Annotated in this window: 22 protein-coding genes; 18 read left to right on the top strand and 4 right to left on the bottom strand. The window is 37.8% G+C overall.

The genetic code is table 11. From position 1 onward, the window contains the following. Positions 1-5 precede the first annotated feature (5 nt). The 3 genes from ACVWYN_RS01000 (at position 6) to ACVWYN_RS00990 (ending at position 2,466) form a co-directional block, all read left to right on the top strand. Positions 6-665 (top strand): hypothetical protein, encoded by a 660-nt coding sequence (locus ACVWYN_RS01000; RefSeq protein WP_457286955.1) that lies wholly within the window; start codon positions 6-8, stop codon positions 663-665. A gap of 279 nt (positions 666-944) precedes the next feature. Then, entirely contained in the window at positions 945-1,238 is a 294-nt protein-coding gene (locus ACVWYN_RS00995; RefSeq protein ID WP_457286954.1) for an antibiotic biosynthesis monooxygenase family protein, read from the top strand. Positions 1,239-1,323: 85 nt separating this feature from the next. Further along, entirely contained in the window at positions 1,324-2,466 is a 1,143-nt protein-coding gene (locus tag ACVWYN_RS00990; protein WP_457286953.1) for a glycoside hydrolase family 43 protein, read from the top strand. A gap of 42 nt (positions 2,467-2,508) precedes the next feature. Here ACVWYN_RS00990 and ACVWYN_RS00985 read toward each other — a convergent pair whose 3' ends face one another. From ACVWYN_RS00985 to metK, 4 genes are all read right to left on the bottom strand, one after another. Continuing rightward, complete coding sequence (locus tag ACVWYN_RS00985; RefSeq protein WP_457286952.1) at positions 2,509-3,000, bottom strand: hypothetical protein; 492 nt, start codon at positions 2,998-3,000, stop codon at positions 2,509-2,511. Between the two features lie 974 nt (positions 3,001-3,974). Continuing rightward, the gene (locus ACVWYN_RS00980; RefSeq protein WP_457286951.1) at positions 3,975-6,569 is read right to left on the bottom strand and encodes a TonB-dependent receptor; all 2,595 of its coding nucleotides are present in this window, start codon (positions 6,567-6,569) and stop codon (positions 3,975-3,977) included. Positions 6,570-6,876: 307 nt separating this feature from the next. Next, entirely contained in the window at positions 6,877-7,224 is a 348-nt protein-coding gene (locus ACVWYN_RS00975; RefSeq protein WP_457286950.1) for a hypothetical protein, read from the bottom strand. A 46-nt stretch (positions 7,225-7,270) separates the two neighbouring features. Further along, a complete protein-coding gene (gene metK / locus ACVWYN_RS00970) occupies positions 7,271-8,521 on the bottom strand; it encodes a methionine adenosyltransferase (RefSeq protein WP_457286949.1) in 1,251 nt (416 codons plus the stop codon). A gap of 229 nt (positions 8,522-8,750) precedes the next feature. On the opposite strand from metK, the gene ACVWYN_RS00965 reads away from it, so the two are divergent. The 15 genes from ACVWYN_RS00965 to nuoF all read left to right on the top strand — a co-directional run bounded on the left by ACVWYN_RS00965 (position 8,751) and on the right by nuoF (position 20,956). Continuing rightward, positions 8,751-9,632 carry a diacylglycerol/lipid kinase family protein gene (locus tag ACVWYN_RS00965; protein ID WP_457286948.1) on the top strand — a complete coding sequence of 294 codons (882 nt, stop codon included), beginning with the start codon at positions 8,751-8,753 and terminating at the stop codon, positions 9,630-9,632. 7 nt (positions 9,633-9,639) lie between these two features. Next, entirely contained in the window at positions 9,640-9,993 is a 354-nt protein-coding gene (locus tag ACVWYN_RS00960) for a translation initiation factor (protein ID WP_457286947.1), read from the top strand. A gap of 336 nt (positions 9,994-10,329) precedes the next feature. Further along, positions 10,330-11,160: a MotA/TolQ/ExbB proton channel family protein gene (locus ACVWYN_RS00955; RefSeq protein ID WP_457286946.1), complete on the top strand. Its 831-nt coding sequence runs from the start codon at positions 10,330-10,332 to the stop codon at positions 11,158-11,160. An 85-nt stretch (positions 11,161-11,245) separates the two neighbouring features. Further along, positions 11,246-11,851 carry a biopolymer transporter ExbD gene (locus tag ACVWYN_RS00950; protein WP_457286945.1) on the top strand — a complete coding sequence of 202 codons (606 nt, stop codon included), beginning with the start codon at positions 11,246-11,248 and terminating at the stop codon, positions 11,849-11,851. A gap of 24 nt (positions 11,852-11,875) precedes the next feature. Next, a complete protein-coding gene (locus ACVWYN_RS00945; protein WP_457286944.1) occupies positions 11,876-12,409 on the top strand; it encodes an ExbD/TolR family protein in 534 nt (177 codons plus the stop codon). A gap of 25 nt (positions 12,410-12,434) precedes the next feature. Beyond that, complete coding sequence (locus ACVWYN_RS00940; protein WP_457286943.1) at positions 12,435-13,256, top strand: energy transducer TonB; 822 nt, start codon at positions 12,435-12,437, stop codon at positions 13,254-13,256. A 1-nt stretch (position 13,257) separates the two neighbouring features. Beyond that, entirely contained in the window at positions 13,258-13,482 is a 225-nt protein-coding gene (locus ACVWYN_RS00935; RefSeq protein WP_457286942.1) for a hypothetical protein, read from the top strand. Further along, the gene (locus ACVWYN_RS00930; RefSeq protein ID WP_457286941.1) at positions 13,483-14,397 is read left to right on the top strand and encodes a PstS family phosphate ABC transporter substrate-binding protein; all 915 of its coding nucleotides are present in this window, start codon (positions 13,483-13,485) and stop codon (positions 14,395-14,397) included. Between the two features lie 141 nt (positions 14,398-14,538). After that, a complete protein-coding gene (locus ACVWYN_RS00925) occupies positions 14,539-16,263 on the top strand; it encodes a tetratricopeptide repeat protein (protein ID WP_457286940.1) in 1,725 nt (574 codons plus the stop codon). 76 nt (positions 16,264-16,339) lie between these two features. Continuing rightward, on the top strand, positions 16,340-16,711 hold the full coding sequence (locus tag ACVWYN_RS00920; RefSeq protein ID WP_457286939.1) for an NADH-quinone oxidoreductase subunit A: 372 nt from the start codon (positions 16,340-16,342) through the stop codon (positions 16,709-16,711). 107 nt (positions 16,712-16,818) lie between these two features. Then, positions 16,819-17,361: an NADH-quinone oxidoreductase subunit B gene (locus ACVWYN_RS00915; protein WP_457286938.1), complete on the top strand. Its 543-nt coding sequence runs from the start codon at positions 16,819-16,821 to the stop codon at positions 17,359-17,361. Beyond that, a complete protein-coding gene (locus ACVWYN_RS00910; protein WP_457286937.1) occupies positions 17,361-17,864 on the top strand; it encodes an NADH-quinone oxidoreductase subunit C in 504 nt (167 codons plus the stop codon). Before ACVWYN_RS00915 ends, ACVWYN_RS00910 begins: the two co-directional genes overlap by 1 nt. Positions 17,865-17,869: 5 nt before the next feature. Continuing rightward, positions 17,870-19,084: an NADH-quinone oxidoreductase subunit D gene (locus tag ACVWYN_RS00905; RefSeq protein ID WP_457286936.1), complete on the top strand. Its 1,215-nt coding sequence runs from the start codon at positions 17,870-17,872 to the stop codon at positions 19,082-19,084. Continuing rightward, positions 19,077-19,589, top strand: coding sequence for an NADH-quinone oxidoreductase subunit NuoE family protein (locus tag ACVWYN_RS00900; protein ID WP_457286935.1), 513 nt, complete (start codon positions 19,077-19,079; stop codon positions 19,587-19,589). Before ACVWYN_RS00905 ends, ACVWYN_RS00900 begins: the two co-directional genes overlap by 8 nt. Beyond that, a complete protein-coding gene (nuoF, locus tag ACVWYN_RS00895; RefSeq protein WP_457286934.1) occupies positions 19,589-20,956 on the top strand; it encodes an NADH-quinone oxidoreductase subunit NuoF in 1,368 nt (455 codons plus the stop codon). Before ACVWYN_RS00900 ends, nuoF begins: the two co-directional genes overlap by 1 nt. Position 20,957 lies beyond the last annotated feature (1 nt).

The raw sequence follows: 20,957 nt of genomic DNA, 5'->3' as shown, positions 1-20,957 counted from the left end.
AGAAGATGAATTTTATGATGAATGCAACTGCTTGCGTTAAACACATTGCTTTGGTATTTGTAGCCTTTTTTATCACTACATCTTCCCAAGCTCAAAATGTTGACTCTACTCTCGAAAGAGCTAAATTTGATAATCGAATGATAGACTTGACCATCTGGGCTAACTTGGAATTTTCTATGCCATTGGGATTCGAACCTTCCTTTGTTTCCGAAGATTTGAAATGGCCTTGTGGAGATCGACATTATACAATTGACTATAATGCAGTCTTAAAAAGTAAAGATAGTTCAATTATGGTCGGTATACGCATAACTTCCAAAAGACCAACAAAGAAACCTGGAAAACTTGCGCTCACTGATGTGGATTGGAAAACAAACGCAAAAAATAATTTCACGGCTACCTATGATAAAAATGAGAATCCCCCTAAATATATTAGCAAAGAGATTCTAAAAGGAATTTGGAGGACGGATTTTGGAGTGGAATATTCTAGGGCTTGCACAATACCTTATAAATCAAAATTCCCTAATCATAGAATAGTGACTGTAGGTGCCAAGGAATTTGAATTTGAAGTAGTCTATTTTTATACTGACAAGATGAAAAATACTAATTTTGTCGAGTTTACGTCTCGTATTTTATTACCAAAAAAGGAAATGCCTGAGGGAGGGTAATTGACAATTTAACTTAAGCGTTTAGAGTAAGGCGAATGTCAAACTGTCTTGACAATAGTAAAATTTTTAATATTGTATTCTTTTTTGAAGTCTGACATTAAGCCAACGTCGTTTATGCCTGGTAGTAAAAAGGCCTCATCCTAACCACCGTTTTAGCAATAAACGTATATCAAAAAACTGTGTAACACTGAGGCACACCATACTTTGTTCAGCACTTTTAGGTAAAAACTACATTCAATCGGGAATAAATTATTATACTTGATTAATTTAATCGATGATATGATAACAGAAATTGTAATGCTGTTTGTAAAGGAAATTCAGACTGAACAATTTGAAAGTGACTTTAAAGAGGCCGGGCAGTATATTTCTGCTACCCCGGGATACATAAAACACAGCTTGCAAAAATGCATTGAAGTAGCTAACAAGTATGTTCTTTTGGTTGAATGGGAAAAATTGGAAAATCATACCATAGATTTTAGACAGTCGATGGAATATCTGGAATGGAAGCGGCTTTTACATCATCACTATGATCCATTCCCCATTGTTGAGCATTTTTCTGCAATTCCTTTATAGTCATATATTTCCTTTATATAATCACGCTATATTGCTTGTCTTAGTTTTTTGCTATTTCAAAAAACCCCTTAAATGCCAATTTTATATGAAAAAGAAGTTTCTTGTCATTATTTTTTTAATAGGGATACTTGCTAAAGCTACAATGGCCCAAACACATTCAAAAAGTCAGGAGCAAGTTTATACAAATCCTTTAAAAGTGCAGTTTGGGGATCCCTTTGTGTTATTTACTGACGGTACTTATTACATGTACGGCACCGGAGGAGGGGCAGACCGCGGCTTTTCGGCATATTCGTCGAAAGATTTAGTGAACTGGAAGCCCGAAGGACAGGTGTATTTCCATGACAATAAAAATGGATGGAGTGATTCGAATGCCGCATGGGGCGGAGCTTACTGGGCACCTGAAGTATATAAAGTAAAAGGTAAATTCTATCTTTTTTACAGTGCACAATGGAAAGTGAACCCAGCGAAAGAAGCGGAAAACTTCAAAATCGGAGTTGCGGTGTCCGACAAACCTACAGGTCCGTTCGTTGACTTGGCAACAAAACCAGTCTTCGATCCTGGCTACCCTATTATCGATGCAAATGTGTTTTTTGATACCAATGGCAAATCATATTTATATTATTCGCGGGCAGCCTATAAACATCCTATAGAGAGCGAAATAGCAGTCCAGGCCAGAAAAAGCGGTAAGTATAAAGAAATTGAAGAAAGCTGGGTTTATGGTGTAGAGCTGAAACCAGATTTCTCCGGTGTTATAGGTCAGCCTATGGTCATGCTTCGGCCTCCATTAAAGTTAAATGATAAGCAGGCAGCGTGGGAAAGTCTTTCTGTAACTACGGGAGAAGTGAACAGGCGCTGGACTGAAGGCTCTGTAACGTTTAAAAAAGACAATATCTACTATATGATGTATTCCGCAAACCATTTTGGAGGTGAATATTATGCTGTGGGCTATGCCACATCAAAATCTCCTTTTGGGCCGTTTAAAAAGGCGGAAAATAACCCTGTTTTGCAAAAGAACACTGATAAAGGAGGTATAGTCTCAGGTACAGGTCACAATAGTATAATTTATTCTCCGGATGGTAAAGAAATGTTTTGCGTTTATCATGGAAGAACTAATGCTACGGGTTCGGAAAGAGTGGTTTTTATTGACAGGATGAAAGTTAAGAATGGAAAAATCACCATCTACGGTCCAACTACCGAACCGCAAAAAAGGCCTGCTATTCCTTTTTAATATATTACAGTGGATTAGAATGGTGATGATCGTTGTACTGGTCTATTTTTTAACCACCTGTTGGTTTTTACGCAATAGTATTTTTGCAATTTCTTCTTCTTTCCAGTAATCTGCTATATTCCTCTTTTGCTTTTCCGTAAGTGGCTTCGCTTCTTCATTTAGTTGTCTCCCATAAGCATTAGCAGCTAAAACATCATAATATTGACCACTTGTAAACCCAACTACATCTGATAAGATTGCTTTGACACTGGCAATCCAAACGTCTGTTTCCACATCAATGTCAATGGAGAAGTTACCTGATTGATCTGTCACTGTTTTATATTTAAAGATCTCTCCTGAAATTGGATGCGGTACACTAATCTCCACAACATTGTTATCCTTAGGTGTGTCTTTCGGACTTATTATTCTGCCTGTAATCTTTGCTGTACCGGCTTTTATTTTAGGCGCACCTATAGAAGTATCCACAGGGTGTTTGCAGGATAGCAACAATAAGAAGCTGAACAGGCAAATGAAATTGGCTACTAATTTTGTCATAATAATTTCGGTTGGTTCACTAAAGATAACAATTGTTTAAAATCAACTCCATTCATTTTCCGTTTTCCATGAGATACGATCTTAATTGTAATATCTATCATAAGTTCCCCAAACGGTACGATGTACTGTTGCCCACATCATACTCATAAATCAGGGTTTTCTTATGGGGGTATTGTAGCACTCAAACCACTTTTATAGGTACTTTGGAGGGGAAAAGGGCACCTCTAGTGCTACAAGATACCTAGTAGCCTGCAAGAAAGGCCCAACAAGCGATGTAGGTGCTATTGAAAATATTTGGTAATAAATTGGCCATTGGTTTGGTATGATTCTCGGCTTAAAGGTAGTTTGGACGTGGTTTAGCCATGGTTTCTTCGTGTATGAGGTACCTTGAGTCGCACAAACCGCGGCTATACCACGAAGAAAGCACGAGTAAACCCAGAACGGAAATCCTCAATAGGTTTAACCTGTATTTCCGTTAGCCGCACTGCAGGGCCATCATAAAAATCCAAGATAAAACATAGGTTAAATAATGCCCTAATATGGTCACCGAAATAAGGGATTAAATCACTCTTTTTGCGCCACAGAAAATTATACTTAAAACACTGTAAATCAATTAGTTTAAATTAAAATAATATCCAAATTTATTTGGAAAATTCAATTATTTTACCTACATTTGCAAATGTAATAATAAGAGCTTTTGTAAGCCAAAATTATACTGACCTATCGGTTAAATCCGAACAATTTATAGGCTTCTGGAATACACTATGCCATCGCTGATCAGCTAAAAATAAAAGGCATTGTTCCGGTTTCAATTTTTTAATTAGTCGACTAGTTAAATTTATCCTGCCAGCTGTGATAGCGGGCAGAAATAGTTCATTGACGTATTAAAAGCCGTTTTGGCTTGAATAACAAAAGGCCTGATACTTTTTAATGATATCAGGCCAATATAACTGTATTGTTTTTTTATTCTACTGCTAAAAGTTATATCGCAATGTAGCACCATAAGTTCTTGGGTCGCCAAGTACTCCTGCATATAAGCCTGAGTTACCTGCTGCAGCTTGCAATTGCTCATAGTAATTCGTGTTACCGATATTTCTGCTCCAAAGGAATATAGAAACCTTATCTGATTTAAACCCTAATCTTGCATTAACCAGTGAATAGGCCTCAACATTCAATACTCTTGAAGGTGTTGGATTGGAAGAATATCCTGAGCGGTGACTGGCATCACCTGCAATAAAGTAGCGCCCTTCTCTCGTGGCTAATTTGCCAGGAACGCTGAATTCTGCACCACCTGATACATTCCATTTTGATACTCCTGGTAATCTGCCGCCAGATGCGTCTTTAAAAGCCACCTGTGTGGCAACACCATTAACAAGTTCGGTATGTCCGGTTTCCTCTAGTGGTAATGGCGCATTTGTAAATTTAACATACTTACCATCAAGATAAGCTGCAGCTGCATTTAAGGTAAGGAATCTCTTGATTTGATAAATTCCATCAACTTCCAGTCCGCGAACTTTCACTTTTTCTGCATTAGCAAGGTAACCTCTGTTTACGCCCAGTTGCGGAGATTGTACATTGGTTTGGTAATCTTTTATATCGGTATTGAAAGCACTCACATTTACAATAGCGCCTTTTACAGGTTTTGTTTTAAAGCCAAGTTCATAGTGTTGAACATATTCTGGTTTTACTACAGCCAGGGAAAGGTCAGCTTCGCCAGTTGCAGTTGTTGGTAAACCACCTACGTTAACACCTACTGGTTTGTAAGCCGTAGAGAACGTTCCATAAGCGTTTAATTTGGTATTTGGACGATAGGATAAAGTGATGTTACCAGATAAATTATTATTGTCTATACTGGTGTTGAATTTTTGATTGCTATATACTGCAGATTTAAGGGCTAGTAAAGCAGCATCTGATGTCTGCAGACCTCCATAAGTCGTCCTATCATAGTCAACATCTTTCTTATCATAAGTAAACCTCAACCCCGGCAATACATGAAAGTGTTCTAAAAACTCCCAATCGGCCTGGGCAAATACCGCAGTACTTAATGACTTGATAGTTGAATTGGTGGATATCCCGTAGCCATCTAATAAACCTGGGGTAGCATAACCTGCCTGGGCGCCTGAGGAAGAAGTTTGTACAAATCTCCATTGATCCTTACCCACTTCTTCGGTTTGAGAAAGCCCTTTTAGATTTTGGCCAAGTATATACACCCCCAAAACCCCACTTAACTTTTCTGTAATATTACCGGCATATCTAACCTCCTGCGAGTATTGATCATGACGGGAATTTCCCTGAGATTTAGTTAGAGCAGACAATTCTGAGAAATCTCTGTCGTTAGTTGGATCCCAGTTCCAGAATCTCCAGGCTGTGGTTGAGGTTAATGTTCCATTACCAATCTTGTAATCCACATTGGCAGAGATCCCACCAATGGACTGATCCTGTTTCCAGGGTGTATTGGTGTTGATTTCTCTAGATGCAGGGTCAATTACTGGCTGTTGATAGCCTAAATCGGCAATAATTTTAGCATACTGGCGGTAAGGACTTCTTTCTGTAGTTGTAACGCCTGCAATTACGAGAGGAGAACCTGCAGGATGTTGAATGCTTACATCACCACTTAACAATACCTGTAGTTTATCGTTGGGCGTAAAGTAGAGCTGACCTTTAAAACCAAGGTTGTTTTGCCCGCTATATCTGCGCTGTTCTCTGGTATTAAAAATTGTACCGTCTCTTTGGGTACCTGAAATTGATATTTTGGCCGCAAGATCTTTTGCTACAGCTCCGGAGACAGAGGTTTTAGCCTGTAAAAAATTGTAGTTACCAACCCCTATTTCCACTTTAGCGGTTGGTGTCTGAGTAGGTTTTGTTGTGGTAATATTGAATGCGCCGGCAGTTGTATTTTTACCAAACAATGTCCCTTGAGGGCCACGCAAAATCTCGATTTGCTCTATGTCCAGGAAATCTGTAGAGGTAGCAGCAGGGCGGGCTTGATAAACGCCATCTACATAAAAACCTACTCCAGGATCAATACCATCATTGGTTAATCCAAAAGTTGAACCCAGTCCCCTGATGTTCAGGGTGGTATTTCTGGCATTCGAAGCATATAACTGAACAGATGGCACCAATTCTTTTAAGCGGTTAACGTTAAATGCACCCGCATTTTCTGCTGCCTGACCGCCAATAACTGTGATGGCAATAGGCACGTCTTGTAATACCTCTGAGCGCCTTCTGGAGGTAACTACTATCTCATCCAGTAATGCGCTTTCCACTAAAACTAAGTCTAGTGGTGTATCCTGAGCTTTTGTAATTTGAAAATCTTGTGGTTTGTAACCCACCGAACGTACTTGAAGGTAAAAGGGAAGCTCTTGTTTAGCATTCAGAATAAAGACTCCATCGTCATCTGCACTTACAGAAATATTTGTGCCCCTTATCACGACTGTTGCACGTGGTATGGTTTCGCCTTTGGGGTTTTTTATTACCCCGGTAAATTTAATTTGGGCAGTTAGTGTGGAAGCCTGTGTCAGTAGAATTAGTAGCGGTATTAATTTTATTGCTTGTAGTAGTCGTTTCATATAATGGTTTGTCTGATATAATATTTTGTTAATGGATGTTTTGTTTTAAGCTTAATCAATTGTTGATTCAACAACCACAGTATAATGTCACAGTGTTCATTTTAATTGAAAGAGGCGCGGTATCGCATTTGTTAAACATAGTCTATAGAATTAGTGGGACAAATCTACTATGATTTTTTACACTTGCAAATTATTTGTTAAAATATATTGCAAGCTGGCAAACACAAGGCTGAAGATAAGGGGGTTATCTATACCAATAAAAAAAGCCTCATAGGAGGCTTTTTAAGGTTTAAGTGGCTGATTGTGGCTAACTAAGTAGCTCTTGCAGATCTCTGTCTGCTGTTGGAATTTTCTTTAAAAAGTCGTCAAATCCTGCTCCATCTTGTGAGCTGTACATTCCATATGCATCAAGAATGTAACCTATCTGATGATCTTTGTCTTCTAATATGTATAATACAGAGTTATCTGCTGGATCTGAATCACCTTCAAAACGATAAGTTTTGATAATAGTAAGGTCTTCAGGACTATAAATTTTGTCAAAGCCAGCACCTTGCATCTTACCATGATCAGTCATTTTTATTTCGTTGTCTAAACCTTTAAGCCTTAACTTTTCTAGAATTTGGCTTAGTGTATTCATTTCTACCGGACGTTCCATAACAATTTGTTTGTCTTATTAACAATTGCACTCCCGAATGGTTTGATTATAAAGAAAATGCAATCTTTACTTTCTCTACGAAATCTAATTTTTCCCAAGTAAACAATTCAACTGTAACCGTTTTTTCTTCACCGTTAGGTGTTCTAAATGTCTTGGTTACTGTTTCAGGCTTACGACCCATGTGCCCGTATGCTGCAGTTTCGCTATATATTGGATTTCTTAATTTTAGACGTTGCTCGATGAAGTAAGGGCGCATGTCGAACAACTCTTCAACAATCTTGGCGATCTCACCGTCTGTTTTATTTACTTTTCCTGTTCCGTAGGTATTGATATAGATCCCCATCGGTTTTGCCACACCGATGGCATAGCTTACCTGTACCAGGATTTCTTCTGCAACACCTGCTGCAACAAGGTTTTTTGCAATATGACGGGTAGCATAAGCGGCACTCCTGTCTACCTTACTTGGATCTTTACCAGAAAAAGCACCACCACCGTGCGCACCTTTACCACCATAAGTATCTACGATGATTTTACGGCCTGTAAGACCAGTATCGCCATGCGGACCACCGATTACAAATTTACCTGTTGGGTTAATGTGGTATTCGATCTGATCATTGAACAAGTGTGCATACTGAGGATTTTTAGCAATGATCCTTGGAATTAAGATAGCAACCAGGTCTTTTTTGATCTTGGCAAGCATGGTAGCTTCCTCATCAAAATCATCATGCTGTGTAGAAATTACAATAGCATCGATACGGACTGGTTTGTTATTGTCGTCATATTCCAGCGTTACCTGTGATTTTGCATCTGGGCGTAAATAAGAGATATCTGTATTTTCGCGTCTTAATGCTGCAAGCTCTTGTAGTAATTTATGAGAAAGATCTAGTGCCAATGGCATATAGTCTTCGGTTTCATTGGTTGCGTAACCAAACATCATTCCCTGATCGCCAGCGCCCTGTTCTTCTTTATTGCTTCTGTCTACACCCTGATTAATGTCTTGTGACTGCTCATGGATGGCAGAAAGAATACCGCAGGAATTAGCCTCGAACATGTATTCACTTTTAGTATAGCCAATTTTACGGATCACATCACGTGCGATTTGCTGAACATCCAGGTAAGTCCTGGATTTAACCTCACCAGCTAAAATAACCTGACCAGTGGTTACCAGGGTTTCACAGGCAACTTTTGACTCGGCATCAAATGCTAAAAAGTTATCAATAAGTGCATCTGATATCTGGTCAGCAATTTTATCTGGATGACCTTCAGAAACTGATTCTGATGTAAATAGATATGACATTTTATATAATTTATTTTTCGGTTAAACAATTATACAAATGACCCTGATCCTGTAAAAAACAGGCAGTAAAATGAAGTGTATGTTAATATTAGCACTTTTTTTTACGTGGTTGCAATCCCGCTATAACAATAGCATCGCAAATCAGTCCACTTGACGCGGCTAAATTACTACATATATTTAAATTAGTCAAAAAATATCGATTATTTTGCATCGTATTAATAGAGCTCATTTGTCCAGATCAAACATTTTATTTATTATTAATCCCATTTCAGGAGGGAAAGATAAAGCCAAGATTCCAGCGCTAATTGAAAAGCGACTTGACCAATCAAAATTTGCGGCTAATTATAGTTTTACAGAATACGCAGGCCACGCTTCAGAAATAGCCGAGGAGGCAGCAAATAGGAGTTTTGATATTATTGTTGCTGTTGGTGGTGATGGAACGATTAACGAGGTAGCCTCCATCGTTATAAAATATAATAAAGTGTTGGGCATAATTCCTTTCGGATCAGGAAACGGCCTAGCCAGGTTTTTAAAGATTCCTCTAAAGCCTGCGGATGCAATTGACGTTATAAATAATTACCATGTTAATACCATTGACAGTGGTCTTTTTAACGGTAAAGGTTTTTATAATATGGCTGGAATGGGCTTTGATGCCTACATCAGCTCAGTATTTGCGGGAGATAAATCCAGGGGTTTAACTGGTTATTTGAAACTAGGGCTAAAGGAAGTGTTAAATTATAAAGCGCAAACCTATCAAGTTAATGTAGACGGGGTAGACTATACATTTAAGGCTTTTTTAATTAGCATTGCAAATTCTTCACAATATGGCAATAATGCGCACATTTCTCCATCGGCATCGGTTAAAGATGGGTTACTTGATATTTGCATTGTTAAGGAATTTAACATGTTTAAATTACCAATACTTGCTTACCAGATGATAACTGCGGCAACACACAAATCGAATATTGTAGAAATTATCAAAGGGAAAAACGTTAAAATAAGCAGGTTGGAGGAAGGTCCAATCCATATTGATGGAGAGCCATTTTTTATGGGGAAGGAAATTGAAATATCAGTTGCTGCATTGTCATTGAATATTATAGTTCCAAAATAAATTGAACATGAAATCCAAAAAAAATAGTTTAAGCGACCTAGGTGGCATCATGTATTCTACCGATCCATCGTTTTCTTATGAGAATGATACTGAAAATAACGAGTTGCCTATTGCGAATAATCAACAGGATTTAAGGGTTTCGCTAGACAGGAAGAATAGGGGCGGAAAGGCCGTAACGATAATTACTGGTTTTAGGATAAGTGATGAAGAGATTGAAAAATTGGCAAAGACGCTTAAAACGAAATGTGGCGTGGGTGGGTCATCAAAAGACGGAGAGGTATTAATTCAAGGAGATTTTAGAGATAAAATTGTTGATATCCTTCTTAAAGAAGGATTTAAGGTAAAAAAGTCTGGCGGTTAACTGCGATTCGGAAGAAATCCCATGCTTAAAAGTTTTTAGAAAAACAGATAAAAAGCATCTTTTTTAAGTAAAAATTTGCATTTCAGTTTTTTTTTAGTTTTAATTGTGAAAGATTGTCTCAGAGATGAGTCAATCTTTTTTAATTATACAGTATTGCAAACCGGGAAAAGCGACTAAGAAACGAATTCGATACATAACTATAATTTAATTTGGAATTTAAATCAAAGTTATAAATTTGTTATTGCAACAATTCTTTTGGCGGTCGTTGTGTGTATTACGAAATAATAATCTAATTTTAAAAAAACAAAGTACTAAAAACTAAAAACTAAAAAAAAAATGGCAAACGCACCAAAACCAGTAACAGTAAAAAAAGAAAGCTCTTCTTCGGCGTCAAATTTATTTGCAACGTTAACTATTCCAATTTGTATCATCATTGGAATTTGTATCTACAAGTTCATCCTTGGAGATCCAACCAACTTTATTGATGATAACCCAGCAAATTTACCGAAAGTGGGTAACTACGGAGGTATGGCTTACAAGGGTGGTTTCATCGTTCCAGTCCTTATGGGTATGTTATTGATGGTATTCGTATTCTCTGTTGAACGTTTCATCGTAATTAGCAAAGCAACCGGAACAGGAAGCTTAGATGCTTTCGTGAAGAAAGTTCAGGCTTTTTTAAATTCTAACAACATTGAGGCAGCTGTTGCAGAATGCGATAAACAACAAGGCTCTGTTGCTAACGTTATCAAATCTGGTTTGAAAAAATACCGTGAAATGGAAACTGAAGCCAACATGGATACAGAACAAAAATGTTTGGCTATTCAAAAAGATATTGAAGAAGCAACAACTCTTGAAATGCCAATGTTAGAGCAAAACTTAACTGTAATTGCAACTTTAGTATCCGTAGGTACATTAACCGGACTATTAGGTACAGTAACAGGTATGATCAAGGCGTTTGGTGGATTGGCTAACTCTGGAGCTCCAGATCAGGCTGCGCTTGCAACTGGTATCTCTGAAGCACTAATCAATACAGCAACTGGTATCTCTACTTCTACTTTTGCAATTATCATGTATAATATCTTAACATCTAAGATTGATAAATTGACTTATGCAATTGATGAAGCAGGTTTCAGCATCATCCAGACTTACGCTAGTACGCATAAATAAAAAATAATGAATTTCTTTTTACCGGCTTTATGGAAAACCGGAAGAATTAACATCATTAGTAAAAACATAAGTAATTTTTAAAATTATGCCAAGAGCAAAGGTTCAAAGAAAGAGTACTGCGATTGATATGACGGCGATGTGCGACGTATCCTTCTTATTGCTTACTTTCTTTATATTAACAGCTACAGCGCGCCAACCTGATCCTTTGGAGGTTAAAATACCAACTTCTACGTACAAGTTTAAAGTGCCGGATGTGGATTTAGGTATATTGTCTATTGGAAAAGGAAAAGTTTTCTATGAAGTAGTAGGAAAAGATGTCAAGATGGCCACGCTTGACAAAATGGGCGAGCGTTATAAAATCAAATTTACTCCTGAGCAAAGGGAGCGTTTCGGAGTTGTAGGTGCGTTTGGAGTTCCAATCGCAAATCTTCCAGCTTTTATCGACATGAGTGCTGAAGAACGTAATAAATACGCTAAAACAACATTAGGTATACCTGTGGATTCTACAAATAATCAATTGTCTGAATGGTTGTTGCAGTCTCGTAACTCAGTTGCGGAATTGCACCAGACACAGATGAGGGTTACGATTAAAGGTGATTCTGAAGAGGAGTATCCTTTTATTAAAAAGATCGTGGATATTCTTCAGAAACAAAAAATTAACAAATTCAGTTTAATTACATCCACCGAATAAGGCGGTGCCAGATAAAAAAATACTATGGCAGAATTAGATACCTCCGGCGGGGGGGGCAAAAAAGGCGGTAAAGTAAGGACCAAAAAAGCAAGTACCAAAGTAGATTTAACTGCGATGGTGGATCTTGCATTTTTGTTAATCACTTTCTTTATGCTAACCACCTCCCTGTCTAAACCAATTGCGATGGATATCGCCAAACCGGATCAGGAAGATAACGATGTTAAGCTTGAATTACGTGCTTCAGAGACCATGACAATTTTGTTAGGTAAGAAAAACAAAATAGCCTGGTACATGGGTGAAGCAGGTAAAAGCCAGCCGAATATAGAAGGCTTTGGTGATATCAGGAAGTCGATTATCAAAAACAAAGAAGATCTTATGAAATCAAGAAGAAGGCAATTGATAATAATCATCAAGCCTACTGACGGAGCTAACTATAAGAATTTCGTTGATATTATGGACGAGCTAAACATCGCTGGCATCAAGACTGCACCTGCAATCGATGATGTTTATATTCTGGATAGCGAGAAGGAAGCGATGAAAGCGGCCGGAATATTATAAATTATAAAAATTAAATTATTAAGCTATGTTTGGTTCAAAAATAGATTTATTAAATAAGGAATGGCTTGATGTAATATTTACAGACAAGAACAAAAGCTACGGGGCCTATGAACTTCGTCAGCAAAGTAGTTCTAATACTGCTAAATCATTATTGATAGCTTCTACAGTCTTTATACTGTTATTCCTATCTCCAAAGATCGCATCCTTGTTTAAAGGATCCGAGCCTGTGGTAAAAGAGGAAAAGCAGGTTGAAGTTGCAATTGCAACTCCTCCTCCTGTGAATCCAGAGACCCCGCCACCGCCACCGGTAGAGCCACCACCTCCAAAGCAAGATCAAATCAAATTTCCTCCTCCGATTGTTAAACCGGATAATTTGGTAAAGGAAGAAGATCCGCCAACCATTGAAGATTTAAAAAAAGCTGATCCAGGTCAAAAGACAATGGAAGGTGATCCTGATGCAGACATCGTTATTGCTACTGCAGCTGGTGATGGTCCAAAGCAAGCCGCAGTTGTTGAAGACACTAAAGTTTATGACTTTGTGAGTCTTGAGCAGCAGCCAACTTTTCCAGGGGGTATGGATAAATTCTATGCTTACCTAAAGAAAACAGTTAAGTATCCCCCAATGGCGCAGGAAAATAATATCCAAGGTAAAGTTTTTCTTTCTTTCGTAGTAGAGAAGGATGGTAGCCTAACCGATATTAAAGTTGAGCGTAAACTAGGTGGAGGAACCGATGAAGAAGCCGTAAGGGTTTTGAGAGCTAGTCCTAAATGGATACCTGGTGTGCAGAATAGTAAAAAAGTGCGTGTTAAATATAATATCCCAATTAGTTTTACACTGTCACAATAGGATGTTTAACATAAAATCATTTCAACAGAAATCGCCTCAACAGCGATTTCTGTTTATTTTAGGCCTTGTCATGTTTGCATTTTACCTGGTTTTTGGCTTCGGTTTAATTCTATGGAAGGACATGCCAGTCGCACTTGAGGCTAAGTATAGGATTTTATTAGGAGTGATTCTTATCGTTTATGGAGGAATTCGCTTTTTCAGGCTGATCAATCAAAAGGAAGATTAGATGAGATATTTAACTTTTGCGCTATTTCTTTTTCTATTCGTTGCGTGTAAGAATGAAAAAAAACCGATAGAGGCTGATCCCGCCTTGGAGACAAGGACTTCGGGGGAGGTTAAAATTCTGGTAGATGAGTCCTTTTCTTCTATCATAGCGGGTCAAATTGCAGTTTTTAAAAGCGATTACAAGGATTCCAGATTCACGGTGATTCCTGGTAGCGAAGGTAAAATTGTTCCTGCTTTTGTAAATGATAGTGTGAGGCTTATTGTATTGTCACGCATGTTAACTCATGAAGAGGATACGCTTTACAGGAGAAGGGGTATAGCTCCTAAAACTTCTAGATTTGCGATTGACGGTATTTCATTGATAACTCATTCAGAAAATTTGGATTCTAATATTACAGTTGAACAAGTAGTAGATATTCTAAAGGGAAATACTAAAGATGGAAAAGCCCTTGTTTTTGATAATCCATACTCCAGTACTTTAAGATATTTTATGAATCTTGCTGGCGTAAAAGAACTTCCTAAAACTGGAGTTTATACTTTGAACAATAATAATGAGGTAATAAAATACGTTGTTGAACATGAAAATTATATCGGTGTGGTGGGAGTGAATTGGTTGCTGGCCAATAATCCTAGTATGAATGATTACATTGGAAAAGTAAAAACAATGGGTGTTAAAAATTTTAAAGGAAAAAAGGGTGATGATGCTTATTATAAACCCATTCAAGCGAATTTAATTAGTGGCATCTATCCATTCCTTAGAAACGTATATATTATTAATTGTGAAGGCCGTGATGGTTTGGGCACGGGGTTTGCAAATTGGTTAATGAGTCAGCGAGGACAGTTAATCGTATTGAAATCTGGATTGGGTCCGCATAAAATGATGCCTCGAGAATTTAACTTGAAGAGTTCAAAGTAAATTTTATATTTGAAAGACTAAATCAACAGTTACAATTTGATGATAATTTAATATCTTCAAATCCGTAAATTAACTAAAGATAAAAACAACGAACCATGGAACTTTATAAAATAAGTCCGATTAAAATTTAAACAAGAACCAATGAAAATGACAAAGAAAGCAATAGCCTTAAGTTTAGGTTTAGTAGTGATGGGTTCTGCCGGTTTTGCTCAAAGTTTAGCTGACGCAAAGAAGGCAATAGATGCCGAGCAATACCAAAAAGCGACAACAATGCTTAAAGCATTAGTCAAATCATCTGCAAAAGCTGAAAACTTTTTTAGCCTTGGAGATGTCTATCTTAGACGTGACTATTTGGACTCCGCAAGAGCAGCATTTACTCAGGGTGTAACAGCCGATCCAAAATCTCCCTTAAATTATGTTGGATTGGGACAAGCTGATCTGATTGCAAATAACCCCTCCTCTGCTAAAACGAATTTTGATAAAGCCATAGAAGTGGCTTCTAAAAAGGATCAAACTCCTTATTTGTATATAGGTAAAGCTTACTTAGCTCTAGCTAAACCAGATTTTGCAGCAGCACTTCCGAACTTACAAAAGGCAGATGAAGTAGATGCTAATGATAAAGATCCGGAAACATTTCTTGCACTAGGTGATTATTATGCCATGCAAAAAAAGAATTCTGAAGCGCTTCAAAAGTATATGATGGCTTTAAGTATTAATCAGAACTTAAATAGAGCAACCGTTCAGATGGGTAGGATGTATAAAGAGAACAGAGCGTTTGCTGAAGCTGAAACTGAATTGAAAAATGTAGTAGCAACAGATGCGAACTATGGTCCGGCTTACCGGGAGCTTGCTGAACTTTATATGCAGTGGGCAAATCAGGAACCTCAGAATTTTGCGGCTAAAGCTGCAGATGCATTATCCAATTACAAAAAGTATTTGGAATTGACAGATAATTCATACGAATCAAGATTACGGTATGCTCAGTTCTTGTTTTATGCTAAAGATTTCCAAACATTGGAAAAGGAAACTAGTGAGTTAGCAGCAATGAATATGATGGAAGGTAGTAGCAAATTAATTATCGCAAGGTTGCGTGGTTATTCTGCTTATGAAAATAAGAACTATCCTCAGAGCTTACAGTACATGAAGGAATTCTTCGCTTCTGTAAAAGATACTTCAAGGATTATATCTGATGATTATTTATACTTAGGTAAAGCTCAGCTTCAAGCTAAGGATGATAGTTCAGCTTTAAAAAATATTATGAAAGCTGTTGCTATGGATTCTACTAAAGTGGAGGCTTTAGCTGATGTAGCTCAATCATTTTATGATAATAAAGACTATAAGATGGCTGCTTCAACCTATGAAACAGTTAATCGCTTAAATCCAAAAGGAAAAGGCTCTGGCTATAATCTTTTCAACGAAGGCAGAGCAGCTTACTTTTACTATGGTGAGGGATACACTAAAAAAACCAACCCATCGAAACAAATTCTTTTAAAAGCTGATAGTGCATTTGCAAGATTAGCAAGACAATCTCCAGGTACTATAGAGGCCTATTTATGGAGAGGACGTGTGAATAATTTTTTAGACGATGGTGCAGAACAGGTAGGGGCTAAGTTGCCTTTTTATCAACAATTTTTAGATTCGGCTGAAGCTAGAGTTGCGAAACAATTCAGTCCAGCTCCAACTTCCAAAATGATGGTTGAAGCTTACAACAATATTGCAGGATTTGCTGCTTACAAAGATGATAAGGAAAAAGCAAAATTAAATTGGGAGAAGACCCTGGCTATTGATCCGGCAAATGCAACCGCAACAGAAGGAATTAAGTCTTTAACTGCTCCTGCTCCAAAAGCGCCAGTTAAAAAGAAATAGTATAAATTATACAAAAGAAAAGGGTAGGCTTGTTATCCTACCTTTTTCTATTATTTTTGCGATATAATTTATCGATATGGAAACCAAAAGTGTAGCATTAGATTTTTTGCCTATTATATTTCAAATAGTAGTGGCATTGGGATTCGTGGTAGTGACGCTTATTGCAACTCACTTTCTCGGACCAAAAAGAAAGACAGCAGATAAGTTATCGACATTTGAGGCGGGAATTAAAGTTGTAGGTAATGCGCGTCAACCATTCTCCATTAAGTATTTTCTTGTAGCTATACTTTTTGTGTTATTTGATGTAGAGGTGATTTTTATGTACCCATGGGCTGTTAATTTTAGAGAGTTAGGGATGAAGGGAATGGTAGAAATGTTCATTTTTATGGGGACTCTTTTGCTTGGCTTTATCTATGTATTAAAGAAAAAGGCACTGGACTGGAATTAATCTATTTAGATTGTTTCCAAATGATTTTTGTCTAATTCATTTGGCTTCAAAATATTGTAAATTTGTGGTTCATTCTTTACAGGAATGAGCCTTTTTCGTTTTGTATTATGAGTAACATCAATATAGTAGACGCGCCTCCAGGCATTGAAGGATCTGGTTTTTTTGCAACATCTCTTGATAAGGTGATCGGATTAGCGCGCTCACATTCATTATGGCCTTTGCCGTTTGCTACCTCTTGCTGTGGTATTGAATTTATGGCGACTATGGGTTCTCATTATGACTTTGGCCGTTTTGGGTCTGAACGTTTAAGTTTTTCTCCCCGTCAGGCAGATTTATTGATGGTTATGGGTACCATTGCAAAAAAAATGAGTCCGGTGCTAAAGCAAGTGTATTTGCAGATGGCTGAGCCACGCTGGGTAATGGCGGTTGGTGCTTGTGCATCAAGTGGAGGTATATTTGATACTTATTCTGTACTTCAGGGCATTGATGAAATTATTCCGGTTGATGTTTATGTTCCTGGATGCCCCCCAAGACCTGAAGCTATTTTAGATGGATTTGGAAAGATACAGGAGTTGGTAAGAAACGAATCCGGAAGAAGAAGAAATTCTGAACAATATAAAGATATGTTGGCCTCATACGGGATATTATAATGGCTGAGGAAACAAATCAAATTCTAATACAGTCGCTTATTGAAAAATTTGGCGACAAAATAATCGGTGTGACCGAGCCTTATGGACTTTTGACCTTTGAAACTCATAAGGATGTTATAACTGCAGTGCTTAGTTTTTTGAGGACTGATGGGTCTATTAAATTTAATTTTCTTACAGATATAACTGCCGTACATTATCCTGAAAAAAAACATGGAATTGCTGTTGTTTATCATTTACACAGTATGGTAAGTAAAGTAAGGATTAGAATAAAAGTATATATTGATGAACATCACCCAAACATACCTACAGCAACAAATTTGTGGAATGCTGCGAATTGGATGGAAAGAGAGACTTACGACTTTTTTGGGGTTAAGTTTGATGGGCATCCGGACTTGCGAAGAATATTGAATATGGATGAGCTTGGCGTTCATCCCATGTTGAAGCAGTATCCTTTAGAAGATCCAAATAGAGTAGATAAAAAAGATGAATACTTTGGTAGATAAGAATTATGAATCATAATCAACCAGTATATACAGATAACGATCCGCAGAGTGAATTGGTAACCCTAAATTTAGGCCCAACTCACCCTGCCACACACGGCGTTTTTCAAAATGTAGTCCAATTAGATGGAGAACGCATAGTTAGCGGGGTATCGACCATTGGCTATATTCACCGAGCGTTTGAAAAGATCGCCGAACATAGACCTTTTTATCAGATTACACCTTTAACAGACAGGTTAAATTATTGTTCTTCCCCAATTAATAATATGGGCTGGCACATGACTGTAGAAAAGCTGCTAAAGATTAAGATACCAAAACGTGTAGACTACCTTAGGGTAATTATTATGGAGCTTGCACGTATTTCAGATCATATAATATGTAATACTATTATTGCTCAGGATACAGGGGCAACAACTACTTTTCTATATCTTTTCCAATTTAGAGAACATATTTATGAGATTTATGAAGAGATATGTGGTGCAAGGTTAACTACTAACATTGGACGAATTGGTGGTTTTGAGCGTGATTTTAATGAGATTGCTTTTGCAAAAATTAATAAATTTTTAAAAGAGTTCCCCGTTGCTTTAAAAGAGTTTGAAAGTTTGTTAAATCGCAATCGTATTTTCATTGACCGTACAGCAAAGGTTGCAGAAGTTTCTGCTGAACAGGCACTGGATTATGGATGGACGGGTCCTCTATTGCGTTCTGCAGGTGTTGATTACGATGTACGTGTAAGTGATCCATATTCATCATATGAAGATTTCGATTTTGAAGTTCCTGTAGGAACCAGCGGCGATATATATGATCGTTACCTGGTTAGGAATGAAGAAATGTGGCAGAGTGTTAAGTTGATTGAGCAGGCACTGGAAAAGATCAAGCACGAACCATCTGGTATATTTCATGCTGATGTTCCAGATTTTTATCTGCCAGCAAAAGAAGAAGTATATAATAATATGGAGGCCCTGATTTATCATTTTAAGATTGTGATGGGTGAGATTGACGCACCTAAGGCAGAAGTCTATCACTCAGTTGAAGGTGGAAATGGGGAGTTGGGATTTTATTTGATCAATGACGGAGGGAGAACTCCTTATCGTTTGCATTTCAGACGTCCAAGTTTTATTAATTATCAAATGTTTGCTCCTATGAGTAAAGGCATGCTGCTGTCAGATGCTATTATTAATATGAGTAGCATGAATATTATTGCAGGAGAATTAGATGCTTAAATTAGAAGAACAACAACCTGTAGAATTTTCAATAGCTTTATTGGAGAAGTTTGGTGAAATTGTTAAAAGATATCCTGAAGGAAAGCACAAATCTGCTTTGCTGCCTATTTTACATGAAACGCAGGCTGAATTAGGATGGTTAAGTCCGAATGCAATGGATAAGGTTGCTTCCTATCTTAATATTCAAGATATTGAGGTTTATGAAGTAGCTTCTTTTTATAGCATGTATTTTTTAAATCCTAAGGGCAAGTATGTGATGGAGGTTTGCAGAACAGGACCATGCTGCTTGGTTGGCGCTGAAAAAATTATGAGTCATCTTGAGCAATCACTTGGTGTTAAGGAAGGCGAAGTTACTAGTGACGGATTGTTTAGCTGGAGAGGTGTAGAGTGTTTAGCTGCTTGTGGATACGGACCAGTTTTACAGATAGGGCCTGAATATACGTTTTATGAAAACCTTGACGAGAAAAAGGTTGATGAGTTGATTAACAATTTACGCAATAAATAATGGGACGGAAACTGTTGTTGGAACACATAAATGTACCTGGCATTGATACCCTTGATATTTACCGCCAAAAGGGTGGTTACCGAGCGGTAGAAAAAGCTTTAAAAACACTAACTCCTGAAGAAGTTGTTGAAGAGGTTAAAAAGTCTGGTTTAAGGGGCCGGGGCGGTGCTGGATTTCCAACCGGAATGAAGTGGAGTTTCCTTGCAAAACCTGAGGGGGTTGCACGCTATTTGGTGTGTAATGCAGATGAGTCGGAACCAGGAACGTTTAAAGATCGATACTTGATGACCCACATCCCTCATGCACTTATTGAGGGTATGATCGTTTCTAGTTTTGCTCTTGGCGCAAAAACATCATACATCTATGTCAGAGGAGAAATGATGCCTCAAATCCGTATCCTTGAAAAAGCGATTGCTGAAGCAAAAAATGCTGGTCTTCTAGGTAAAAATATTTTAGGATCAGGTTATGATCTTGAATTGTACGTACAGCCAGGTGGCGGTGCTTATATCTGTGGTGAAGAAACAGCACTTTTAGAATCGTTAGAGGGTAAACGTGGAAATCCAAGGATTAAGCCCCCATTTCCTGCTATTGCAGGTTTATATGGTTGTCCAACTGTGGTAAATAATGTGGAATCTATTGCTGCAGTTGTTCCAATAATTAACGACGGTGGGGAAGAATATGCTAAAATTGGAATAGGTCGCAGTACAGGGACCAAACTTATTTCAGCCTCTGGTAATATAGTAAAACCTGGAGTTTATGAAATCGAATTGGGATTACCTGTAGAGGACTTTATCTATTCTGATGAATGGTGTGGAGGAATTGCAAATGGTAAACGGTTAAAAGCAACTGTTGCTGGTGGATCCTCTGTTCCAATTCTCCCGGCAAATCTTACACTTAAGCTTGCTAATGGCGATCCTAGACTAATGAGCTATGAATCCTTATCTGAAGGTGGTTTTGCTACAGGTAGTATGATGGGTTCAGGTGGGTTCATTGCATTTGATGAAGACCAGTGCATTGTTAGGAACACATGGAACTTTGCCAGATTTTATCACCATGAAAGCTGCGGACAATGTTCTCCTTGTAGGGAAGGCACAGGTTGGATGGAAAAAGTATTACACCGGCTTGAATATGGACAAGGTAAAATGAGTGACATCGATCTTTTAGTGAATGTGGCTAAAAACATTGAAGGAAATACAATTTGTCCATTGGGCGATGCGGCGGCTTGGCCAGTTGCAAGTGCAATAAGACATTTTAGAGATGAGTTTGAATGGCATGTAAAAGATCCATCAAAAGCGTTAGAGACAAATTATGGTTTAGCAAATTATGCTGCACCAATTGCTAAAGCAGAAGTTACGACAGGAAATTAAC

This window comes from Pedobacter sp. UYP24, assembly GCF_054057295.1.
This window is presented reverse-complemented; position numbering and strand designations above follow the sequence as displayed.